This window comes from Cytobacillus sp. Bva_UNVM-123 (assembly GCF_046351715.2).
In the GTDB taxonomy this organism is placed as follows: domain Bacteria; phylum Bacillota; class Bacilli; order Bacillales; family Cytobacillaceae; genus Cytobacillus.
Window position 1 is genome coordinate 3,753,745 of sequence record NZ_CM177772.1, and the last position, 21,413, is coordinate 3,775,157.

26 protein-coding genes, 2 pseudogenes and 2 other annotated features are annotated in these 21,413 nt (G+C 34.3%); of the genes and pseudogenes, 2 read left to right on the forward strand and 26 right to left on the reverse strand.

What is annotated here, in order from left to right:
- Positions 1–46: 46 nt before the first annotated feature.
- Positions 47–1,450, reverse strand: a complete 1,404-nt coding sequence (gene pdxR, locus KDN24_RS19210) for a MocR-like pyridoxine biosynthesis transcription factor PdxR (protein ID WP_409972905.1) — start codon at positions 1,448–1,450, stop codon at positions 47–49.
- A 117-nt stretch (positions 1,451–1,567) separates the two neighbouring features.
- Between pdxR and KDN24_RS19215 the strand changes: the two genes are divergently transcribed.
- Complete coding sequence (locus KDN24_RS19215) at positions 1,568–2,008, forward strand: GNAT family N-acetyltransferase (protein WP_409973142.1); 441 nt, start codon at positions 1,568–1,570, stop codon at positions 2,006–2,008.
- A 243-nt stretch (positions 2,009–2,251) separates the two neighbouring features.
- Here KDN24_RS19215 and KDN24_RS19220 read toward each other — a convergent pair whose 3' ends face one another.
- From KDN24_RS19220 to KDN24_RS19235, 4 genes are all read right to left on the reverse strand, one after another.
- Positions 2,252–2,950, reverse strand: coding sequence for a Type 1 glutamine amidotransferase-like domain-containing protein (locus KDN24_RS19220; protein ID WP_409972906.1), 699 nt, complete (start codon positions 2,948–2,950; stop codon positions 2,252–2,254).
- A 65-nt stretch (positions 2,951–3,015) separates the two neighbouring features.
- Positions 3,016–3,504 carry a GNAT family N-acetyltransferase gene (locus KDN24_RS19225; protein ID WP_409972907.1) on the reverse strand — a complete coding sequence of 163 codons (489 nt, stop codon included), beginning with the start codon at positions 3,502–3,504 and terminating at the stop codon, positions 3,016–3,018.
- Between the two features lie 44 nt (positions 3,505–3,548).
- Positions 3,549–4,586 (reverse strand): serine hydrolase domain-containing protein, encoded by a 1,038-nt coding sequence (locus KDN24_RS19230; protein ID WP_409972908.1) that lies wholly within the window; start codon positions 4,584–4,586, stop codon positions 3,549–3,551.
- A 31-nt stretch (positions 4,587–4,617) separates the two neighbouring features.
- Entirely contained in the window at positions 4,618–5,511 is an 894-nt protein-coding gene (locus KDN24_RS19235) for a PhzF family phenazine biosynthesis isomerase (protein WP_409972909.1), read from the reverse strand.
- 403 nt (positions 5,512–5,914) lie between these two features.
- Between KDN24_RS19235 and KDN24_RS19240 the strand changes: the two genes are divergently transcribed.
- Complete coding sequence (locus tag KDN24_RS19240; RefSeq protein ID WP_409972910.1) at positions 5,915–6,247, forward strand: hypothetical protein; 333 nt, start codon at positions 5,915–5,917, stop codon at positions 6,245–6,247.
- Positions 6,248–6,359: 112 nt separating this feature from the next.
- Here the strand turns inward: KDN24_RS19240 and KDN24_RS19245 are convergent, their stop codons facing one another.
- The 21 genes and pseudogenes from KDN24_RS19245 to KDN24_RS19345 all read right to left on the reverse strand — a co-directional run bounded on the left by KDN24_RS19245 (position 6,360) and on the right by KDN24_RS19345 (position 21,318).
- Positions 6,360–6,647, reverse strand: coding sequence for a hypothetical protein (locus KDN24_RS19245; protein ID WP_409972911.1), 288 nt, complete (start codon positions 6,645–6,647; stop codon positions 6,360–6,362).
- On the reverse strand, positions 6,634–6,810 hold the full coding sequence (locus tag KDN24_RS19250; protein WP_409972912.1) for a hypothetical protein: 177 nt from the start codon (positions 6,808–6,810) through the stop codon (positions 6,634–6,636). The genes KDN24_RS19245 and KDN24_RS19250 overlap by 14 nt, the downstream gene beginning before the upstream one ends.
- Positions 6,811–6,834: 24 nt before the next feature.
- A complete protein-coding gene (locus KDN24_RS19255; protein WP_409972913.1) occupies positions 6,835–7,278 on the reverse strand; it encodes a hypothetical protein in 444 nt (147 codons plus the stop codon).
- Positions 7,279–7,395: 117 nt separating this feature from the next.
- Positions 7,396–8,154 carry a class I SAM-dependent methyltransferase gene (locus KDN24_RS19260; RefSeq protein WP_409972914.1) on the reverse strand — a complete coding sequence of 253 codons (759 nt, stop codon included), beginning with the start codon at positions 8,152–8,154 and terminating at the stop codon, positions 7,396–7,398.
- A gap of 39 nt (positions 8,155–8,193) precedes the next feature.
- Positions 8,194–8,301: pseudogene (locus KDN24_RS19265) on the reverse strand (GNAT family N-acetyltransferase); the annotation flags it as partial.
- A 198-nt stretch (positions 8,302–8,499) separates the two neighbouring features.
- Positions 8,500–9,090 carry a GNAT family N-acetyltransferase gene (locus KDN24_RS19270; protein ID WP_409973143.1) on the reverse strand — a complete coding sequence of 197 codons (591 nt, stop codon included), beginning with the start codon at positions 9,088–9,090 and terminating at the stop codon, positions 8,500–8,502.
- A pseudogene (locus KDN24_RS19275) lies at positions 9,079–9,603 on the reverse strand (DUF1572 family protein); the annotation flags it as partial. The gene KDN24_RS19270 and the pseudogene KDN24_RS19275, both read right to left, overlap by 12 nt.
- Before the next feature lie 112 nt (positions 9,604–9,715).
- Positions 9,716–10,537, reverse strand: a complete 822-nt coding sequence (locus KDN24_RS19280) for a GNAT family N-acetyltransferase (protein WP_409972915.1) — start codon at positions 10,535–10,537, stop codon at positions 9,716–9,718.
- 76 nt (positions 10,538–10,613) lie between these two features.
- Positions 10,614–11,171 carry a histidine phosphatase family protein gene (locus KDN24_RS19285; protein WP_491348116.1) on the reverse strand — a complete coding sequence of 186 codons (558 nt, stop codon included), beginning with the start codon at positions 11,169–11,171 and terminating at the stop codon, positions 10,614–10,616.
- A complete protein-coding gene (locus KDN24_RS19290; RefSeq protein ID WP_409972916.1) occupies positions 11,164–11,601 on the reverse strand; it encodes an NUDIX hydrolase in 438 nt (145 codons plus the stop codon). Before KDN24_RS19290 ends, KDN24_RS19285 begins: the two co-directional genes overlap by 8 nt.
- A 3-nt stretch (positions 11,602–11,604) precedes the next feature.
- Complete coding sequence (locus KDN24_RS19295) at positions 11,605–12,855, reverse strand: serpin family protein (RefSeq protein WP_409972917.1); 1,251 nt, start codon at positions 12,853–12,855, stop codon at positions 11,605–11,607.
- A gap of 68 nt (positions 12,856–12,923) precedes the next feature.
- On the reverse strand, positions 12,924–14,843 hold the full coding sequence (thrS, locus tag KDN24_RS19300) for a threonine--tRNA ligase (RefSeq protein ID WP_409972918.1): 1,920 nt from the start codon (positions 14,841–14,843) through the stop codon (positions 12,924–12,926).
- A 48-nt stretch (positions 14,844–14,891) separates the two neighbouring features.
- Positions 14,892–15,119, reverse strand: a binding site (T-box leader).
- Positions 15,120–15,161: 42 nt separating this feature from the next.
- Positions 15,162–15,390, reverse strand: a binding site (T-box leader).
- 224 nt (positions 15,391–15,614) lie between these two features.
- The gene (locus tag KDN24_RS19305) at positions 15,615–16,157 is read right to left on the reverse strand and encodes a histidine phosphatase family protein (protein ID WP_409972919.1); all 543 of its coding nucleotides are present in this window, start codon (positions 16,155–16,157) and stop codon (positions 15,615–15,617) included.
- Positions 16,158–16,178: 21 nt separating this feature from the next.
- Positions 16,179–16,643, reverse strand: a complete 465-nt coding sequence (locus KDN24_RS19310) for a GNAT family N-acetyltransferase (protein ID WP_409972920.1) — start codon at positions 16,641–16,643, stop codon at positions 16,179–16,181.
- A gap of 28 nt (positions 16,644–16,671) precedes the next feature.
- Positions 16,672–17,133 (reverse strand): hypothetical protein, encoded by a 462-nt coding sequence (locus tag KDN24_RS19315; RefSeq protein WP_409972921.1) that lies wholly within the window; start codon positions 17,131–17,133, stop codon positions 16,672–16,674.
- A gap of 117 nt (positions 17,134–17,250) precedes the next feature.
- Complete coding sequence (locus tag KDN24_RS19320; protein WP_409972922.1) at positions 17,251–17,724, reverse strand: 8-oxo-dGTP diphosphatase; 474 nt, start codon at positions 17,722–17,724, stop codon at positions 17,251–17,253.
- 27 nt (positions 17,725–17,751) lie between these two features.
- Positions 17,752–18,306 carry an NUDIX hydrolase gene (locus KDN24_RS19325; protein ID WP_409972923.1) on the reverse strand — a complete coding sequence of 185 codons (555 nt, stop codon included), beginning with the start codon at positions 18,304–18,306 and terminating at the stop codon, positions 17,752–17,754.
- Between the two features lie 39 nt (positions 18,307–18,345).
- Entirely contained in the window at positions 18,346–18,906 is a 561-nt protein-coding gene (locus tag KDN24_RS19330; protein WP_409972924.1) for a DEAD/DEAH box helicase family protein, read from the reverse strand.
- A gap of 33 nt (positions 18,907–18,939) precedes the next feature.
- Entirely contained in the window at positions 18,940–19,824 is an 885-nt protein-coding gene (locus KDN24_RS19335) for a methyltransferase domain-containing protein (RefSeq protein WP_409973144.1), read from the reverse strand.
- A gap of 152 nt (positions 19,825–19,976) precedes the next feature.
- Positions 19,977–20,474 (reverse strand): GNAT family N-acetyltransferase, encoded by a 498-nt coding sequence (locus KDN24_RS19340; protein WP_409972925.1) that lies wholly within the window; start codon positions 20,472–20,474, stop codon positions 19,977–19,979.
- Positions 20,475–20,496: 22 nt separating this feature from the next.
- Complete coding sequence (locus KDN24_RS19345) at positions 20,497–21,318, reverse strand: GNAT family N-acetyltransferase (RefSeq protein WP_409972926.1); 822 nt, start codon at positions 21,316–21,318, stop codon at positions 20,497–20,499.
- Positions 21,319–21,413: the final 95 nt, after the last annotated feature.

Consider the following 21,413-nt stretch of genomic DNA (forward strand, 5'->3'; position numbering starts at 1 on the left):
TATTTCTTTTAAAAAGGGAGATATACAATTAATTACACAAATATTCTTAAATAAGCCAGGCTTTTGCTAGCAATTGGATCCCACTATGTATTTCTAATTCAGACAACCCGCCAAACCCCAATAAAATTTTCGGTTTTCGATTATCTATTGAATTAGCAAAATAGATCGATAATGGATATACCTTTACACCAATTGCCATTGCCGAACTTGTTAATTCTGCCTCAGTCATGCCATTATTTACTTCTAAAACTAGATGAAGTCCTGATTTTTCCCCGATTATGTTTACATGCTCTCCTAAATGGACTTTAATAGCCTCAATGAATGTATGCTGTTTTTTACGATAAAGGGTTCTCATTTTGTTTAAATGATTATACCAATGGCCTTCATTCATAAAGCGAAATAATGTTTCTTGATGAAGTCGAGAGGCTGTTTGCTTATAGATGGAGAAATGTTCTTCATATTTCTGGCTTAGTTCTGGTGGTAACACGAGATAACTAATACGAATGGAAGGAATAAGTGACTTTGAAAATGTACCTAAATAAATGACATTTCCATTTGAATCTAGTCCTTGCAAGGAAGGGATCGGCTTTCCTTTATAACGAAATTCGCTATCATAATCATCTTCAATAATATAGCCACCAACTTCAGTAGCCCATTTCAGCAGCTCGATTCTTCGTGATATTGGCATAACCATTCCGAGTGGGAACTGGTGGGAAGGGGTCACATAAGCAACGGTTGCTTCACTATTTTTTAGTTGATTTATTTCCATCCCATCCTCATCTAAGGAAATTGAGTGCAACATGACCCCTAAATCTTGAAAAGCAGCTCTCGTTCTATGAAAGCCCGGTTCCTCCATTGCGTATACATGTTCTTTCCCAATTAATAGACATAATAAATGTATTAATATTTGAGTGCCTGCTCCAATCACAATTTGGTCAGCAGAACATTTCACACCTCTAGAGAAAAATAAGTATTTAGCTATTTCTTCGCGAAGGGACAACTCCCCTTTTGAATCACCAATATTAAAGTACTCGCTTTGATCCTCATAAAGCGACTGAATCGTCAATTTTCTCCAAATCACATACGGAAAATGCTCCAAATCAACCTTTCCAGAATTGAAATCAATGTTAATATTTATCCATTTTTGTTCCTTTTTTGTTGGTGCTGTTTGAGGTGATAATTGGTTCGGAAGTACCTCTTCTTCTAGTCTCACTACAAATATACCTTTACGCAGCTTACTTTCCACATATCCTTCTGCACGAAGCTGATCATATGCAGCTTGAATTGTATTTAAGCTCAACTCAAGATATTTAGCGAGCTTACGTTTTGACGGTAATTTTTCATTTGGCTGTATTCTTCCTGCTCCAATTTCCTGCTTAATATAATTTGAAAGCTGGATATATAAGGGGATACTACTTTTATTATCTAAAATTGGCGTTATTTCAACCATGAACCACTGCTCCCTCACCTTTATCTGGTACCAATAAATTCATTAAATCTGATACTTTTGATTATACCAGTTTGTGGTTTAATAATGGATAAATCCGTTTAAGGAGGAAAAAGCGTGATGAACAATCCGGCAATGATTATAAAAGAATTAAAAACCGAGAATGAATGGCGAGACGCATTTCCAATTATGCAGCAATTGCGAACACATTTAGATAAAGCCAGTTTTCTTAAATTAGTGAAAGAAGCAAAAGAGATGGAAAATTATCAATTAGTTTCATTATATGATGATGGAAAAATGGTAGCCGTTGTTGGATTTATGCCGATGTTAACTTTATATCATGGGAAATTTGTATGGGTGTGTGATTTAGTAACAGATTCTACTGTGCGTTCAAAAGGATATGGAAAAATTCTGCTTTCTTATGTCCATGATTGGGCGAAAGAACATGACTTTAGGATTGTTTCGCTCTCATCCAATTTACAACGAGTTGATGCTCATCGTTTTTATGAGCATAAGATGGAGTATGACAAAGTGAGTTATGTATTTTTAAAGAGGGTTTAATTTTAAGACTAGAATATTTCACAGTTTTAGCGCAAAAAAAGGGTGTGTATGCCAAAAGGATAACTTTTAGGGGCACCTTCTTTTTGTATGATCTTATTAACTTGTCCGTTGATTTCCGTTTCAGACGCTTCGCTTTCCACGGGACAAACGGTGAGTCTCCTCATCGCTCAATCTCCTGCGGAGTCTCACCTGTTCGCTTTCCCGCAGGAGATTATGTATGTATTTTTGAAAAATCATTCTTCTTTAATGAGCACCTAAAAACTCTGGTTGAAGCTCTATCTCTTTTACTCCATTATCAAAATATACTTTATATGCTTTACTATTTGGTCTTGAACTTACGATTTTACTAATATCTTGATTAATATAATGAATAGCCACTCCATCATCTGCTGCAACTCCAGCTTGAATCTTTTTTGTTTCAATTAATTTTTGATAGACCGGTCTTCTCTCCACTTCTCCATCATAATGTGGACAATTACTTCCTTTTAAAAAGCCCAAACATGTGATTGGCTCAAGTCCATCTCCATATGAATCAGTTACCCCTTCATCGAACCAGCATATCGATCCAGCACTAATTCCTGCCAATACGATCCCTTTATCCCACGCTTTTCTAAGTATTAAATGTAACCCCCATTCTTTCCATAGGGCTATTAAGTTTTTTGTATTCCCTCCACCTACATAAAGAATATCTTTTTCCAATAAAAATCCTTCGATATCTCTCGTTATTGGTTTAAATAAAGATAAATGTGAAGGAATGCAATTTTGTTTTTCAAAGAAATTGTAAAACCTTGAAATATAATGTTCTGAATCTCCACTTGCAGTCGGGATAAAACATATTTTCGGAATTTTCCCAGAAACCTGGTTCAATATATATAAATCTAACAAAGGATTTTCAGGCTCCATTGAAAATCCCCCGCCACCTAAAGCAATGATTTGTTTCATGCTCTTATTTCCTTTCTTTTAACGAAATCTATATAATTTCAATTATCTATATTTCTAGCATATTTTCACTTTTTATAACCATCATAGATCGCCTCCCAATTAAAAGGTCTAGCCATTCTCTTTTCAATGTTATCTAATGGCTTAAAACCATATTGTGCATATAGAGAATGAGCATCCCTAGTAGCAAGATGAAAATTAGTTCCTTTTAAATTGGGATGTTCGGTAATGACAGCCATTAACCATTTACTTAGTCCTTTCCCTCTATATTCAGGAAGAATAAAAACATCACCAAGCCAAGAAAATCGAACGAGATCAGATACAACTCGGGCAAAACCAACTTGATTTGGAGAACCGCTCATTGGGTTCCCTTTATAAATACCGTAGCAAAGAATTGAATTTTCAATTGAAGCAATAACTAATTCTTTTGAAATACCCTTTAACCAATAAGATTCCTCACTTAAATATTTATATATAACTTCTACATCTAAAAGATTTTTGTCCGTACTTATATAAAAGCCATGATTACTTATCAATTCTGTATTCTGCTTATTCATCAGCCTGTTACCCCCGTGAAATGTTTCGAATCTTTGTCAGTTTTTTATAGCTCAAGAGATTTATAGATTTCACCAATTAGCCCATTCATTTGATGGGTTCCTAGATCAGTATTCGTCATCATAACAGCACCAGAACCTAAATATGGATAAGCGACCATCATACATTGAAATCCTTTGCCCCAGCCAAGTGATGATATTTCAAGACTCTGCCCCGAACCTTCTAAAAAAACGCCAAGCCCAGCCCATTGTTTACACCCTTGTGAAGTTATTAGATCCTTTGCTCTATTTTTTGAAAGGCCAATAGTACTGTTTCCGTTTAAAGAGCTTATTAATTCAAGCACTAATTTAGCAAAGTCAGTCGGTGTTGTCCAAAGTCCTGCGGCAGCTAAATAAGGATAGATGGGATATTTCGCTTCAGCTATACTTCCATTTTTATTATGGCCACATGAAAAATCTTTGTCCTTAATATCAGATAAACTTCGAACGAGAAAACTATTATCCATATTTAACGGCTTGAATATATATTCCTGCATTATACTCTTGAAAGGCTTGCCAATACTATCTTCAACTACTTGCTGAATAACACAATAACCTGCATCTGAGTATCGAAAATCACTTTCAGGCTCATAAGAAATTTTAATCGCCTCTTTACAATATGGTGTTTTTCCTTCTAGTAAGTCTGCAATCGTAAATAGACGATAAGATGAATCGAGTTCACCAAAACTTCCCTCTGGATCAATAATCCCTGATTGATGGCTGAGCAAAGAACGTAATGTTACTTTACTCGAAATAGTAAAGTCACTCTCATGAATCTTCCATGATACAAGTTTCTTATTAACGTCTTCATCTAAATCAAGAATACCTTGATCTACTAACGTCATAACTAGCATAGAAGTAAGAAATTTACTCATTGAACAAGCATTAAAAATAGTCTGTTCGCTTACTCCTCTTAAAGTGCCTTCTTCAAGAATTCCAAAGCCTTCCGCCATCTTCATTTGGCCTTGATTAATCAATGCCATACTTAAACCAGTTACATGATAGTGGTTCATCCGTTCTTGTAAATTAATATTCATTATCTTCAACTTAAACACCTTCTGCCTATTATTTGCATCACTAAAATTGGATATCTATTTCCTTTACAAATACGGCAGTGCCTGTTATCTCAATATCATAATTATTTTCACTTTTTGCAACAGTAACGATTACCCTTCCATCTTTTTCAATTTCATGACCTTGCTCAACAATCAGTGTAATGGATTTTTCAAAGTTAGGTTTTATATATTTGGCATAATAGGCTCCCATTACTCCTGAGGCAGTACCAGTCACTGCATCCTCAATTGTGCCCGAAAAAGGTGATGAGAAATGTCTTGCATGCATTTGAGTATTCGGATCATAAGTTTCCAAACAAAATGGATGAATGGATGCTTTCGGCATTTCTTTTAGAATAGATGGAAATATTTCGTTTTTCGGCTCCATTTCTTTAAATGCAGCTACATTTTTTATGGGCACTAATAAAGTCCAAATCCCTGTGCTTCCATATAAAATCGGGAAGTCTTCATGAAGGTCGCCTATTTGTAATCCGATCGAGTTAGCTAATGCCTCCTTGGAACCATTAAACTCTACGAACTGTGGTTGAGCTTGTTTCATTGTTATTTGCATTTCATTATTTGAAGACATACTCATATTTATAGGTAAATTCCCAGCCCTTGTTTCAATGATGATTGAATTCTTTTCATTTAATAATCCCTTTGTTTTTAGGGCGTAAATCATTGCCATTGTTCCATGACCACATAAATTCATCTCGTGTCCTGGAGTGAAATAGCGAATTCGTAAATCAGCCACTTCAGACTTTACGGCAAAAGCAGTCTCATTAAAACCTACTTTATACGCTATTTCTTGCATTTCCTCGTCAGTTAAATCATCTCCGTTCAACACAACACCTGCTGGATTTCCCTTATCAGGTTTATCGCTGAAGGCATCATAATGTAAAACCGTTATTTTTTTCATCTAATTTACCACTCCAATAATTTTATTTTTCATTTCAGCAATTTCATGTTTGACGTATATATCTGTTAGTTTGGTGAAGTTAATATATTTATAGAAAGAAAAAAGCAAAAACCTAATCGTATAAGTTATCCTTTATTCTAAATGATTACTTACAATTTTTCCTAATTCTAATTATTATACAAAATTCTGCATTTTACTAGTTAAGTATCTTTTTTTCTTTTTATATGTAAAAGATATTTGACAGGTACATTCTGGTGTAAAAGGTTATCCTTAATACCTTTATGACAGAAAATTGACTTATGACCTCGAGTTCCTTGCAGCTGAAGCTAGACAAAAGGTGGATAAGGAATGAGTATTCGTAAAATAGGAGGTATCATTTGTGGAATTGCAACATTAATCGTCATTGGTTTTACAATTTATATTAATTGCAGGCGAAAATGTTGGTTTCAATGAAATTATCTCCATTAGTCTATTACTTATGATGTATTTTTCTGCAATCACATGGGGGACGAAGGAAAGTAAAGACGGCATCATGCAGGAAGAGGAATTAGGAAGACGAATTAATGAAAAAAGTTCGCTTATTAGCTATTACGTTCTTCCTGTGCTCATTCTTCTCGCAATGGTAGTCGATCAATGGATGAATGGCACAGTAAATATTTTTCTCACTGCTATTTTAGGTATCGGGGTCATTACACAGCCATTTGTAGCGTATCTAATTGCTAGGAAATATCAATGAAAAGATAAGTAATTCTTTTTCTAAAACTATACTAGTCTGTCTGATTAAAAATTCACTATCAGACAGACTAACACTTTTGCAATTATACTAAACTTAAAAATTCTTCTTACTGTCAGTTATCTAGTTCGTTTATTTCTTTCTTTTTTTCTGGATATCTATTAAGGTATTGTTTCAGAGGGTTTGAAGCAAGATGTGTTATTTCATTTAAAATAGTGGGGTTTATATATAGGAATAGGTCATTATCATTATTTAGAATATGATTCTGAAAAAGTTCTGTAATAGTTGTATGATAAGCATTATATTTATTGTAATATCCAAGTATTATACTTGTATCAAGCAAAATATCTTCTTCTTTCTGAAACCCTGAAAAAGAAGGAGTATTAAAATCAATTATTTTCATATTTCCACCATTCACGAACCTTATTTAAATCAATGCTTTGTGATGCACTACCCATATGCTTTTTTAATAAATCTTTTTTCATTTTAGATAATCCGTTTACTTTAGTTTTATCAATTCGTTTGACTACCGTCGCACCCAATTCTTTTTCCTCCTCTTTGCACATACCATCACCCCCTAAATAATAATTTTAGTATTTAGTAGACATTTTTGTTCGGTATAAAATGCCAATTATAATAAGCACGCTGACTCCTGCAAATATAAAAAAGAAAGTACTAGTAAATATATTCATTATGTGAAAAGGAGCTTTATGAATAAATTCAGCCTTTACATACACATTTTCATCTTTCACTGCAATCGCCGAAGAAATCGATAAACCCACTATTTCATAATACTCCGTTCCTTTTGGAAAATAATTTGAAGCATTCCCATAGTATCTTCCAGTCATATCGTTAGGCTTCGTTCTAACTTCTCCGATTCTCTTACCAATTTCACTATCAGCAATCATTACTTCTTGTTTAACTTCGTATACCTTTCCTTTCCAAACAACAAATGGGTATGCCCAGGATAGAGCATGAATTGAGGAAGCAAATATAAATATAAAAAATATGAATAACATCGATAATTTTTTCATACATTCCACCGTCCTTTTGCTCTCATAATCATTTACTCATCATAAGCAATCCTTATTTTCTTCCAATATACAAGAAATACTGGCTTGTTCTCATGTCAGAACTACTGAGATACTATCTTAATTCTTTTTCACTTTAAAAACGATAAAATCAGCACATCTGAAATCTTCTTCAAAGGAAGGATACTTTTCCAACATTTCCTTTGATGGCTTAGGTTCTTCAACGCTAACGATAGAAAAGCCTGTTTTAATTAACGTATTTATATAGGTAGAAAGGGTTCTATGATAAAATAGAATTTTTTCTTTATCGCTAAGCCTTTGTTCATATTCCCCTTCATAAAAATATTTATCTACGTTCCAATGGAGCTTTTCTCCATTCGTTGTTCTCTCCCAGCCACTTTCGGGAGTAATGAAACATGGATGTAAAATTGAAAAAACATAAGAGCCACCATTTACTAATAATCGATACATTTCTTGAAAAGCTTTATTATAATTTGGAAGATCTTGTATGACCATATTAGACACGATCAAATCGAAGCTTTTATCGTCAAAAGAACTTAAATTTTCACAATTGCCATGCCTATAATCTATTTGTAAATCATTTGACGTTCTCGCTTTTGCAATTTCTATCATTCTTAATGAATAATCTACTGCCGTTACGACAGCTCCAGACTTAGCTAATAATCTACTTAAATAGCCTTCCCCACAACCAGCATCTAAAATTTGTTTGTTTTTTACATTGCCCATTAAAGAAAATAAGACTGGATTCAAAAGGACCTCTTTATGAATATCTCCTTGCTCACCATGATTTGCGGAATATTCATCAGCAAAATTGTCCCATCTTTTAATTGCTTCATCTGCTTCAGAACGATGTTTCACAATATCAACTCCTTAAAAATAGCCAAATGACTTATTCTCCTACACCAATTTCTTCTCATAACAATAGCAGTCATGTACTCTCTTATATTTTTCTTTTATGATTTCTTTTCCATCACCGACATAGTGTGCAAATGCTTGAACTGGAGGGATTTTCATAGTTTTCTTTTTCCTTCAGTACGTTTTCAAAATAGGCTGTATCCAAAAATCTATTCGTGAAGTGTTTAAACATTCTCTTTTCATATAAAAGTCTTTTGTCACTGATTAAAAACAGGAATTAGGAAAAATATATTAAAAATACACATTAATTACACTTTAACATATTATCCATTTTTTAATTACCTATCTTTAAAATGGAAAATCATCTTTAATGGATGTAACCTTCTCCTCTTCCCAATCTTTTCGTACTATCGCATATCCGATAGAGTCATATACATTTGAACCTTGAGGCCAAGCACTTCGATGATAGGCTTCTTTCACATATCCACTTTTGTGTAATGTTTTACGCATGGCAAAATTATCGTTTCTTGTGTGAGCTTCTATGCGAATAATATGAGGATAGGTAGTAAATATGTAATTGGTTAACCATCGTACACATGACAAACCTAATCCTCTTCCACGTTCTTTTTCCTTCAAACGAAGATCGAATAAGCAAGTAGGATCTTCTAAATCAAAAATTCTTATGAGCCCTAATTTTTTATGCTCATTCATAATCCAAAATGTTTTATTCCCATTCTCTGTATAAAATCCTTTATTTAACGCTTTTTTTATGGAGTCTGCCGAAGGTTTTTCCTGACCATGGAAAGGCCAAGTTTCAGATGTTAACAATTCAACTAATTGCTCATCCATTTCTCGGGAAAATTCTTTAAATTGAGGAATTTTTGCAATCTTGTTGTCTACAATTAAAGGATTTTCTACTTTATTGGCTCGATTAAGCATTTCTTGCAAGTATTGTTCTGATTCCCCTTTAGGAATACTTAGACATTCCCATTCTTTGTTTTTTAGCATTTTTCCAACATACATAATTTGCCCGATATGTGAGGCATAATGAGCAACCTGTCTCTCAATTGCTTCTATAACAGAATGACTTTCACCCCGAATGAATACAGTCTTTAATAAATCGGTTTCCTCTAAATCATTCAATGTCTTAAAGAGCACACTCCATCCTTCATCCCAAGTTTCCAATAATTCTTTTATAGAAGAAATATCGTCGATAAATTCCTTGTCTCGATTTCTATTAGGCTTCTCACCATCTGAATTCAAAAAATCAGTCCATCTTGATACCATATTTCCACTTACATGCTTTACTATGATTGCGATACTATTTGATTCTTCATTATATGTCCAATGAATATCTGCTTCAGATAGTTGTTTTAATGTTTGATCACCTTGACTTTTCATACTCTTAAACCGCTCTTTTACAATTTTTAAATACGCTGTTTCAATCATCATATTGATTCTCCTTTCTAGATTGATTGTAAATAGAACAACGATGGAATTAAGACTATAATAAAGAATGACGTTAGCGAATAACCACCAACGTCAAAATTGCAGCTACCACAACTTAATTTTTTTGATAATAATCTTGAGCATGATAGGCTTTAAATCCACAAGACTCATAAAGCTTTAAAGCATGTGCATTTTTGGCTTCTACTTCAAGAAAGATCGAGTAACCATTCTCATGTTCTTTTTTGATCACATTTGTTAACGCCTTACGTCCGATTCCTTTTCCTTGAAACTGTGGGAAAACAGCAAATCCGTATATCCATGCTTCTCCATCTGAATGGTCAACCCGCATTTTTCCTACTGGCATCCCCTCTGACTCAATGATGAAAAATTGTTCTCTGTTTTCCTGTTTGATTCTGGCATTATAATCATGAGCATCTTGCTCCTCAAATCCAAAACATTGCACATCTAATTGAATTTCAGTTGCCAAATCTTGCGGTGTTGCCAGCCTTAATGTAACATCATGATTTTCAGTTAAACTCTTTTCTGCCCATTTCATCTGGTATTCTGTGAATAAATAAGTGGAAGAGATTGTTTGTATAAATGCCTTCCCTGATTCAGAATTTGATGGCGCATTTAAAAGAATTTGCTTAACCTTACGTTCTTGCAATCCTTTTTCAGCGTTATGGAACAGCTGGGTGAATATCCCTTTTCTCCGATAATTCGGAGAAACCATCCCACAAACCTCAACCTTATTTCCGAAGCCGTATAGACCTAGAAATCCAACAAGCTTCCCATCCTCATAATGGAGAAAATCATCGCATTCGTCTTCCTTGCGTGTTTGCAGCATATCCCAATTTAACTTTAACTGGAAGTTTCCCCCTTCCTCACACTTACATTGCAATTCTTTAATATCAGCTAATTGTTTAGTAGATAACAAATATATTCCTCCAAATGAATTCGTTTAAATAAACCATTCGATATTTCTTTTTCAATTCCTGCTTTGAAAAAATCTTCTATATTCTATTCCATAGTCTTGCGACATTTATTAATTCTCTATCCTCAAACGTTAATTTATAAATATCTGGCATATGGAGGTCTTTCCAAAATTCAAAATCATATTTTTGATGGAAATAATTCATAATTAAAACCATTATATTTCCATGCGTGCCAATAACAATATTCTTCCCCTTATATTTTTCTACTATTTGCAAGGTTGCCTTGACTCCCCGTTGCTGAGCGACCACATTTGATTCTCCACCCCCCCAAGCAAAATGAGGTTCCTCCCAAACCTTCGTGATGGCTGTTGGAAAATCTTCAACAGATGTGGAAGATAAAATGCGTTCTTTAAACTCATCCACGATTTCTATCTCTTTTTCAATAAAATTTGCAATCCCTTGAACTGTTTGAACTGCTCTCTTATATGGACTTGAAATAACGAGATTAATTTTTTCTGATTTTAATATTTCCGTAACCAGTTCTGCATCAATGAAGCCTTCGTTCGATAAAGGCCTGCCTAATTCATCAGGGGTGTATATAGAATGGGCGTGCCTTACGAAATACAAATTAGTCAACGATAAACTCCCCCATTTTCAAAAATTCAACTGTCTTTTCCAATAAATATGGCTGAATTTCTGCATGTGTCAGATTCTCTGGAAGGGCATCGAATAAGCTTAATTCACCTATTTCTGAATGAGGCAATGGCCCAAGCTCACTTACCTTCGCCAAAAACAATCTTCCAAATTGTTTATTTACGAGGTTATCTACCGAATAATCACATATTGGAGTAAGCTTATATTTAGTCGCGCCAGTTTCTTCAAATAGCTCACGTTCTGCCGTAGCCACGATACTTTCCCCTTGCTCTCTATGTCCTCCTGGAATTTCCCAACTATTTCGTTCCTTATGTCTTACATAAATCCATTTGCCTTGATAAATGGCACAAATAACAGCAAATGTAAGTTCATCCTCTTTTATAGTACCGATCGGATAGAATTCAATTTGCATACACTATTCACCTGCTTCCGGATTCGCAATCTCGCCAATAAATAATATTGCGCCAGTTGTGTCATCTGAAATCATCAAGAAAAATGGACGGTTTACTTCCATATGGAATGGCTGATCGAGAGGTGCAGATTCTGTTTTCATTTCTACCGATGTTGCTGCTGCAGCCTCTGTTCCTTCTTCATTCACATCAATAAATGTTTTTTGTTTCACGATATTAATCCAAATCGGATCATTCTCTTCAATCATTTTTGCGAAATTTGCACCTTTGTCAAAGGCAGTTGTCATTCCAAGCTTCTTTAATGCATCATTCAACAAAACTTCATATTCCATTTGAAATTTTGGCAAGAGAAGGGTTCCTTCTTTTTGTTGGAATTGTGAGCTCCATTCCTTCCAATTGTCATTTGTAAGCTTATTTTTGAATGTTTCTACACTTGCATTTTCTTTTGGAAGAAATACTTTCATACTCATTTCTCCATCACCATATGGGAGAGAAACCGCTTGGAAGCTTTCGTTTTCCATGTGAGACATTTTTTTATGAAGACGCATGAGTGGTGTTTCTTTCGTAGCTCCATTCCCTAAATAAAAGGTTCGTTTTTCAGTCTCTTTTTTCTTAAATTCATCCTGCCAGCTACCCTTAAAATAAATCGCATTTATTAAAATAGCGACTAAATCGGGATCCAATGGGGCATCAACAATTTCTTCAATTTTATGATTCGTTGATTTCTTTACCCAATCATTGATTAGTTGAGGAGATTGGCTATCAAGAATATCAATTTCCTGTATGTTTGCATGAAAGTAGTCTTTATTATTTTGGGCAAAATCAGTTTGAAAATGGAATTTTTGATTTAACCAAATAGAGTTTGCAACATTTAATTGAATTTGTTTTGAATCGTGATAGAGCATGGACAATAAGGAAGCATTGGCCTTGTTCAAATCAAGTACGTCCATACCGTCAGCATGCAAAACTTTTGCGATTTCTTCCTTCGTCACCCCATCAGCTCCGTTATAAACCATTGATAATGCCATTAATAAGCTTGTTGGGGAAATAAAGATATTCCCATCTTCATTTCCCTTAACCTGTGACAAAAGCTCAAATCCTAATTGATTATTACTAGAAATCATTTTCTTATAGTCATTTTTGCCAAAATCTATGTTGCTACTGAATTGTAGGCTTCCTTGCTGATTTCCTAGACCACACCCTGTAACGTAAACAAGCAAACTAGCTAGTAGAATGAGCAAGATTGTTTTCTTCATCCGAGTCACCGTCCTTTACCAAATTAGACTATATTTATTGGAAAAGGTTACTCTAATTCGCTGCCTGATTACATACTCCGCTCTTTCATTTGATGAATAACCGTCTTTTTAAAATCTTCAAATAAAACACTTTCTGTATTTATACTACCATATTTCCTTATATTTACCTTTTTCTCTTCAATTTCATTATCTCCGATAACAAGCATGTATGGAATCTTCTTCATTTGTGTCTCTCTAATTTTGTAGCCTAGCTTTTCATTACTATTATCCATTTTGACCCTCACGCCTGCCTGCTTGAGCTCCGACTGAATTTGCAAACAGTAATCAACATGTACTTGTGAAACTGGAATGATTTGTACCTGTGTCGGCGCAAGCCAAACAGGAAAGGCACCAGCAAAATGCTCGATTAATATACCGAAGAAGCGATCAATCGATCCAAAAATAGCTCGATGGATAACTACAGGACGAACCTTTTCATTATGTTGATTAATATAAGTTAAATCAAATTTCTCCGGCATTTGAAAATCAAGCTGGATTGTTCCACATTGATGGCTGCGTTTTAATGCATCTTTAATGTGAAAGTCAATTTTCGGTCCATAAAATGCTCCATCCCCCTCATTTAACCGGTAGTTAACATGCAAATCCTCTAGGACATTTTTTAATGCCTCTTCAGAGATTGCCCAAAGAGCATCATCACCTAATGCTTTTTCTGGCCGAGTGGAAAGCTCTACTGAATATTCAAAACCAAAAGTTTGATATACTTTGTCAATTAAATTGAATGCCCGTTTAATTTCATCACCAATTTGATCCCGGCGAGCAAAAATATGGGCGTCATCCTGACAAAATGTGCGAACCCGAAGCATCCCATTTAAAGCACCGCTATATTCATGACGATGAACTTGACCAAACTCTGCGAGTCGAATGGGCAAATCTCGATAAGAGTATAAATTGTTTTTATACATCAACATATGGCCAGGACAATTCATTGGCTTCAAGGCAAAACTAACTTGATCAACTTCGGAAAAATACATATTTTCATGATAATGATCCCAATGTCCTGATCTTTCCCATAATTGTTGATTCATCATTAATGGAGTGCGTACCTCATCATACTCTGCTTTTTTTTGCAGCTCACGTGAGAATTGTTCTAGCTCATTTCTAATTGTTTGTCCATTTGGCAAGTAAAACGGCATTCCCGGCGCTTCCTCAGAAAACATGAATAACTCAAGCTGTTTTCCTAGCTTACGGTGATCGCGTTTAGCTGCTTCTTCCAAAAATATTTCATATTCCATTAAATCTTGTTTGTTTTTATAAGCTACTCCATAAACACGTTGAAGCACCTCGTTTTGACTATCCCCTCTCCAGTAAGCACCAGACACACGTGTTAGTTTAAATGCTTTTACATAGCCTGTTGAGGGAAGATGTGGACCACGACAAAGATCCATAAATTCTCCTTGCTGATATAGCGTTATTTTTTCACCTTTTGGAATGTCCTTTAATATTTCAAGCTTAAACGGCTCAGCTTTTTCCTCTAGCAGCTTTTTCGCCTCTTCATATGAAACCTCTTCACGTTTAATCATTAAATTCTCGCTAATGATGTTGTTCATTTCTTTTTCGATCATACGTAAATCTTCAATAGTCAAACTATGCTCTAATTTAAAATCATAGTAAAATCCTTCGTCAATAATCGGCCCAATTCCTAATTTCACATGGCCATACAATCTTTTTACAGCTTGTGCCAATATATGTGCTGCTGAATGTCTGGCAATTTGCACCCCTTCTTCATCATCTAATGTTAAAATAGTAAGCTTCACATCCCTATTTAGCCTAAAGCTTATATCAACAAGCTCGTCATTTATTTTCGCTGCCACCGCTTTTTTTCTGAGACTTGGGCTAATTGTTTCTGCGACCTCTGCCACTGTCATTCCTTTTGAAAACTCTTTGATTTTTCCGTCTTGAAATTCGATGTTCATACATTTTTTGTTCATAACCATACACACTCCTTTTCAAAATAAAAAAAACGCACCCATCCCTATGTAAGGGACGAGTGCGTAATCTCGTGGTTCCACCCAAATTCCCATAAACAAAAATACGATTTGCTTACGGCTTTGGTGCTGTAACGTAGCATGGACGATATCAAATACTTATAGTTCTTTGATATAGCTCAAAGGTGGTAAATTATTTTCCTAAGCTAGGAAGTTCGCAGCTTTTCTTCCCTCTCTGTTAACCGTAAAAATAATTATTGTCCTTATCAGTGCTTATTCTCATTTAATTTTTAAAAATAAAAAAACGTACTCATCCCTAAAGTAAGGGACGAGTGCGTTATTCTCGTGGTTCCACCCAATTTCCCATAAGCAAAAATACGATTTGCTTACGGCTTTGGTGCTGTAACGTAGCATGGACGATATCAAATACTTATAGTTCCTTGATATAGCTCAAAGGTGGTAAATTATTTTCCTAAGCTAGGAAGTTCGCAGCTTTTCTTCCCTCTCTGTTAACCGTAAAAATAATTATTGTCCTTATCAGTGCTTTGTATGAAGTAATTTTTTTACATATTACAATATATAAACAAAAATAGCAACAGCTTTTTTCAAAGCAAAATTGTCGTCGGATTTATTGAACAAGCCTCGACGTGCACGGAGTAGTCGCCAAGCGCAGTGAGATGAAGCTGACAACATTTTAAAATAATTTGCTTATGCAGCATATACTCATTGGCAACGTCCCTTATAGGCCATTTCATCATTTTAAAAGGCTTTATTTTATTCACTCCATATGCGCTCTAGATGTATTTCATCATTTAGACAGCTTAATAGAAAAACATCGGGATTGCTAAGATTCTTCCAGCCCTCAAAACCAAAGTCATGATTATATTTTTTTAGTAATAAGGACATCACATTCCCATGCGTTACAATTAATGTATGAGGAGCCCCATCATTAAAAGCTTCTTCCACAACCTCTACGATTCGATTCATGGCTTCCTGACTTGATTCTCCACCCTCATATTTCAGTTCTAAATCTGTAAAGGTTGCTTTTAATTTTTCAAACCAGTCCGGAAGGTTGGCTTTACTCAATACTCGTTCTGAAAGACGGTCATCTATTTCTATATTCAAAGCAAACTTTTTACTTAGTGGCTCGACAGATTGCTTCGCCCGTAGAAAAGGGCTTGAAATAATCCGATCCAATTTTTTATCTGAGAAAAATTCTGCTAATGCATTCGCTTGAACACATCCTTGATCGGTTAAAGGAGATTCAGGCGGCTGACCACTTGCTTCACAATGTCTCACAATATAAATTTTTTTCATGACAGGATTCCTCTCCTTCACTCATAGATTCTTCTCAAACATAATCATATCGATTGCCTGAATCCCATCCTCGTATATGGGATTAGGGTATTTATTAAAAAAATTCTTCCTTATCCCAACGATACGAAAACCTGCTTTTTGATAAAAGGCTAAATTAGCTATACTAGAATTAGCAGTTCCAACGATCATTTTTTGAAAAGATTTTCTTCTATATTGTTCAAATGCCAGATTCATAATGTCTTTACCGAAACCTCTTCCTCTATATTCAGGCAATAAAGCAATATTTTTTAATTCCACAATAGAAGGGGATTCCTGTATAAATAATGCCACCCCAATCACTAAATTCTCTAACAAAATAGAAAACATATCTCCTTCATGGATATATTCATTGATAATCTCTTCACTTTCATCAGCTAGCAATAAATACTCCATAAAGTTCTTTCTTTCATCTAAACGAATTTCTTCTAATTTTAGAACATCTTTCATCAAACTAAACTCCTTTAATCTATTATCATTATTGAAATTCATAAAAAGTCGTTCCCATTGGAGAGACACTTTTGATAAATGCAATTTCCTTATGTGTGACAGCTGGTACAAAAAATTCTGTGCCCCAATGTCCTGAATGAAACATTAACGTTAATTCATTTAATAAATTTACTGTAAACCATTTGAACTCACCTTTTTTATTCAAATGATGAAATAGAATATAATCAGTGAGAGCAGGTGTTTTCATTCCTTTAAAAATGGAGAGGTCTCCATCAAAACGAATCGTTAAGGCATCACTAAGTAGAGAGCTAAGTTCTTCAATTGTATTCACTTCTTCATTCCAGCAATGAATTTCAATAGAATCAGCTTTTTCTAAAAAAAAGGTTAACAACGGAAGCCAATAATCATAGTTTCCTGAAATGGGCTTTGGTAATACTGAATTAGCGACCGTATAAATTGGGATCTCGAATGATAAATTATTTTTCACCAATCCATCCCTTCCTCTCTATTTCTTACATCAACTATACTTCAACCTTGCTAATCCGCAAATTTTTTTTGTATAAGCGACTATCCATTTAGAAATATGCGGAAGTTTTAATGGGACATTCTATGTTTTTCTAACCATTACTTTTCCTTCTGAATTTGTTTCATTATCCCATTCAACATGAATTTCGAAAGTGCCCTCTTCAAAAAACAGCGGGAATCTACGTCGAATTGATTTTTGCATCGGTAAGTTTTTTACATCTTCAATATTTACCCAAACAGCTTTTCCTTCAGGCGATTCCTGGAGTAACTCCCCAGTGAAACTAGTAGTGATATAATTAAAAATGATGTATCGATCATTTTTTTCCTGATTGACATATTCATACAGTCCTTTATAAATGAGATTACTAACCTCTAGTCCTGTTTCTTCCTTCACTTCTCTAATTGCAGCCTCTATAAAACTTTCAGGAAATTCTACCTTCCCACCAGGAGGAATGAACCCTTTAAAATCATCATGTTGTCTATCTAGTAAAAGTACCTTATTTTGATTTTGAATCATACATACCGTCCAAAACTGATAATTAATCTTATTGCTCATTATATCCTCCTGCTTTTTTCCGATCACTTATTTTCTTCTTTTCTCCAAATAATCTTTTGCCATAAAATAAGCACTCACAGTAAATAATTGTGTTTTTATTTCATTCGTCCAAATTAAATTTGCCATTTCCTCAAAGTCTATCAATCTAACATTTATCTGTTCAGTATCATCTAATTGTTGTTCATATTTTCTAAATGCATTTACAATTAAATATGTTTTAACTCTATTATTTTGAGTAGCAGGATTAACCATAAATTCTCCTAATAGGATCGGATTTGTTAAGGAAATATAGCCTGTTTCCTCTCTAACCTCTCTAATTAATCCTTCCTCATGTGATTCATTTCCTTCTCTTTTTCCAGCAGGAATTTCTAAATAAAAATCGTTACCTGCGTAACGATATTGTTCAACAAGGACGATTTGATTTTCCTTCGTAATGACTATAGCATTGACCCAATCTGCATATTCATTCACATAATATTCGTCTATGACCAATCCATTTGGCAATTTACATTTATCTTTTCTAATATTCCCAAATGGACTATTATGCAAATATTCCGACTTCAGAGTGTTCCATTTTTGCATTTTTAAACTCCATTTCATGATAATTAATCTTCTTTCTTTTTACAAAGCGAATTTTTCTTTAATAAGTTTCGCAACTTCTTCCGCACATAAATTGGTATTATTAATTTTGATATAGTTTTCCTTTTTTATTTCACCCTCTACCGAATTTAACCGATACTTTACCATTGTATTTTTTAAATCAGCTTCGGACTTGTCTATATTTCGCTTGCTTGGTTTATGTTCAAGCCTATTAACACTTCTGTTTCGTTCAAGTCTTTCTTCAAGTTCAGCCTCCAATTCAACAAAATAAACTTCTCCCCCGTTCGATTCGAATAGAGTACTAACTTTTTCTACATAATCCCAATCTGCTTGAAGATCAAATGCCCAAACATAAGTAAAAATTAAACCATACATGTTACTTTTCGCAACTTCGGCAAATATTTCTTGGCGAATTAAATTTACTAACCTATTTCCTTCTTTTGTTCCGTACTCAAAAAATGGATTAATTAATTCGATCGTCATATGGTTATGAAACAGCTTTAATTCAGTGATTTTTTCTAGTTCCTGCCCTACCGTCATTTTACCAACAGCTTGGGGACCAACTATTATAATGAGTTTCATTTAGGTCTCCTTTCAAAGTTTACACTGATTTATTTAGCCCTCTTTATATATTTCTCCATACGTAATCTTCATACTTGGCGCATACATGAGAGAAGTATTTATATTAAAAATTTCCGAAAAGTGTAACTCAGCTTCAAACTGTTTAATTGCCTCCACTTCTGTCAGTCCCCGAGCTATTAAACGTTCAATAAATTCTTTTTTCTTAATAGGTTCGTTCCCTATCCCTTCCTCTTTAAAAGAATGATATAAATGCTGCTTATCTTTTTGATTCATATTAGGATGAAGAAAATTCACTTTATCACTAACTCTACACTCAATATTTTTCACATTTAATTCTGTTAAATATATTGGTATTTTAATTCCGATATTGCCATCTATCCGATTTTGTTTCGCATCGTTTTCAAATAATTTTTGCAGAATACCGAGCTGAATAATATGTGATTGTTCCTGTTCATTTATGTAATAGGACGACATATTCGAAATCCAATTAGGTTCAAAGCAGATAATTTTACCTTCATGAACAACAGAATCGACCATTTTTTCCAGCATGCTTTTCGGGTCAGCCATATGCAATAAAAATGCATGGCAAACTGCGACATCATACTTACTTTCTAATTCCAGTTCAGTCATATCGGCAATCATGAATTCCGTTTCATATGGGAGATCCCGAAAAAGCTCCCTTGCCTCTTTAATTAATTTTCCCCCTTTATCGATTCCCGTATATGTTGAGCCTTTTGGCAATAGAGGCAATAGTTTCAGTCCTAAATAGCCATACCCACACCCGAAATCAATCAGATTCACAGGTTTAGTCAGCTTCCAAACAAAATTAACTAAAAACGCCAAATAGTCATCATTATAGTATAAATCCCTCGTATTCTTTAAATATTCCAGCTTGTTATCCCAATAATAATCCTCCATCTTCACACCTACCACTACAAACATCTCCTTATTAAATATACGAATTAATCAGAAAATAGTTTCAAAAACAAAGCGTAGTTACTTTATCTACTAATTGCAAATCTATCATGTCCTAAACCAAAAAACGTCCCTTATTGAGAGACGCCCTACCATTATAATAATTTTGCCATATAATACTCATCATAATATTCATTATCGATCGATAGCGAATTTCGTTTCGTTCCTTCAATTTCAAATCCGCTTTTTTTATAAAGAGCAACTGCGATTTCATTTTTAGTGACAACCGTTAACTCTAAACGTGAAATATGATGAGTTTTTGCCCATTCGTCTAATCGTTGAAACAGTTTGGAACCAATTCCTTGACCACGGTATTCTTTTAAAATGCCAATGACAAGATAACCTCTATGTAAAATTCGCTTTCCACTCCCACCAACTACTATTAAATAACCTACTAAGTTTCCATCTTGTTCAGCAAGGAGAACTGTCGAATTTGGTTCATTTTTCATCTGTTCAATTCTTTTTCGCTGGACGTCTGCAGACAGCATTCGTTCCCCAGGCTCCATCATCATAAACTGCGCTTCTTCCTCTACTTGCTTTACTAAATTTACAAATTTCTCAGCATCTTCAAGTTGAATTTCTCTAATTAACATAATAATCCCTCTTTACTCGATTTCATTCAAATGAAAAATAATAACCTTTATAGTTCAAAGCATTGGTCAAGCCAATATTTTCTGCAATTGCAATGGAAGGTTTATTTTCTTCCATACAGTCCCAATAGGGAATTAATTCATTTTTTAAACACCCTTGTACAAAACAATGGGCTAACTTCTGGGCTAATTTTTTCATGCGATGTTCCTTTAAAGTTTCTATATTTACACTTTGTGTATGGTCGACAGCGAACCCCGAAAAACAAATACTCACTATTTTATTTTGATGAACGATACAATAACCAAGCCCATTATTGAAAAAACTTTCAGGTGAGGACCAACATTCTTCTATTTTTGCAAGTAAAAATTCGGTATTATCGATGGTACTTTCAAATAATTCCTTATTTATTTTTAAAACTCGATAGTCTTCTTCAATTATTGGTTCGGAGTTTTCCTGATATTGACCTTTTTCGAGCTTATAAACTTTTTGATTCCAGCTTTCCAACTGACGATGGTTAAATAATTTTTCAATCGTTTCGTTCCATTTTGGATGATTTCCAATGGCTTCGAAGCAATTTAAATGTACTTTTTTTGCTTCAGGTATAATAAAGTGATCAATAAAATCGTTGATTTCATCATTAAATTTCTCATTCTTTTCATTGCCAATAAAGAAAAAGCCATCATTGTTCCCGAGCCAGATGAGTCCAGAATTAGGTGAATCCGCATCATCTACAAAAATACGGCCAGGATTTACACCGTCGACAATTGCTTTCACTTCTAATTGGCCATCCCTATTTATTAAATCATTGCATTTATAAAAGTTTCGGCATTCTAATTCAATAATCAAAATGGTTCTTCCTTTCGTTTTATCATCCACTTACAGTTAAATAGACTTGCAGATTTAAATAGTGATATTAATAAGTTAATTTGCACATTTTGAAA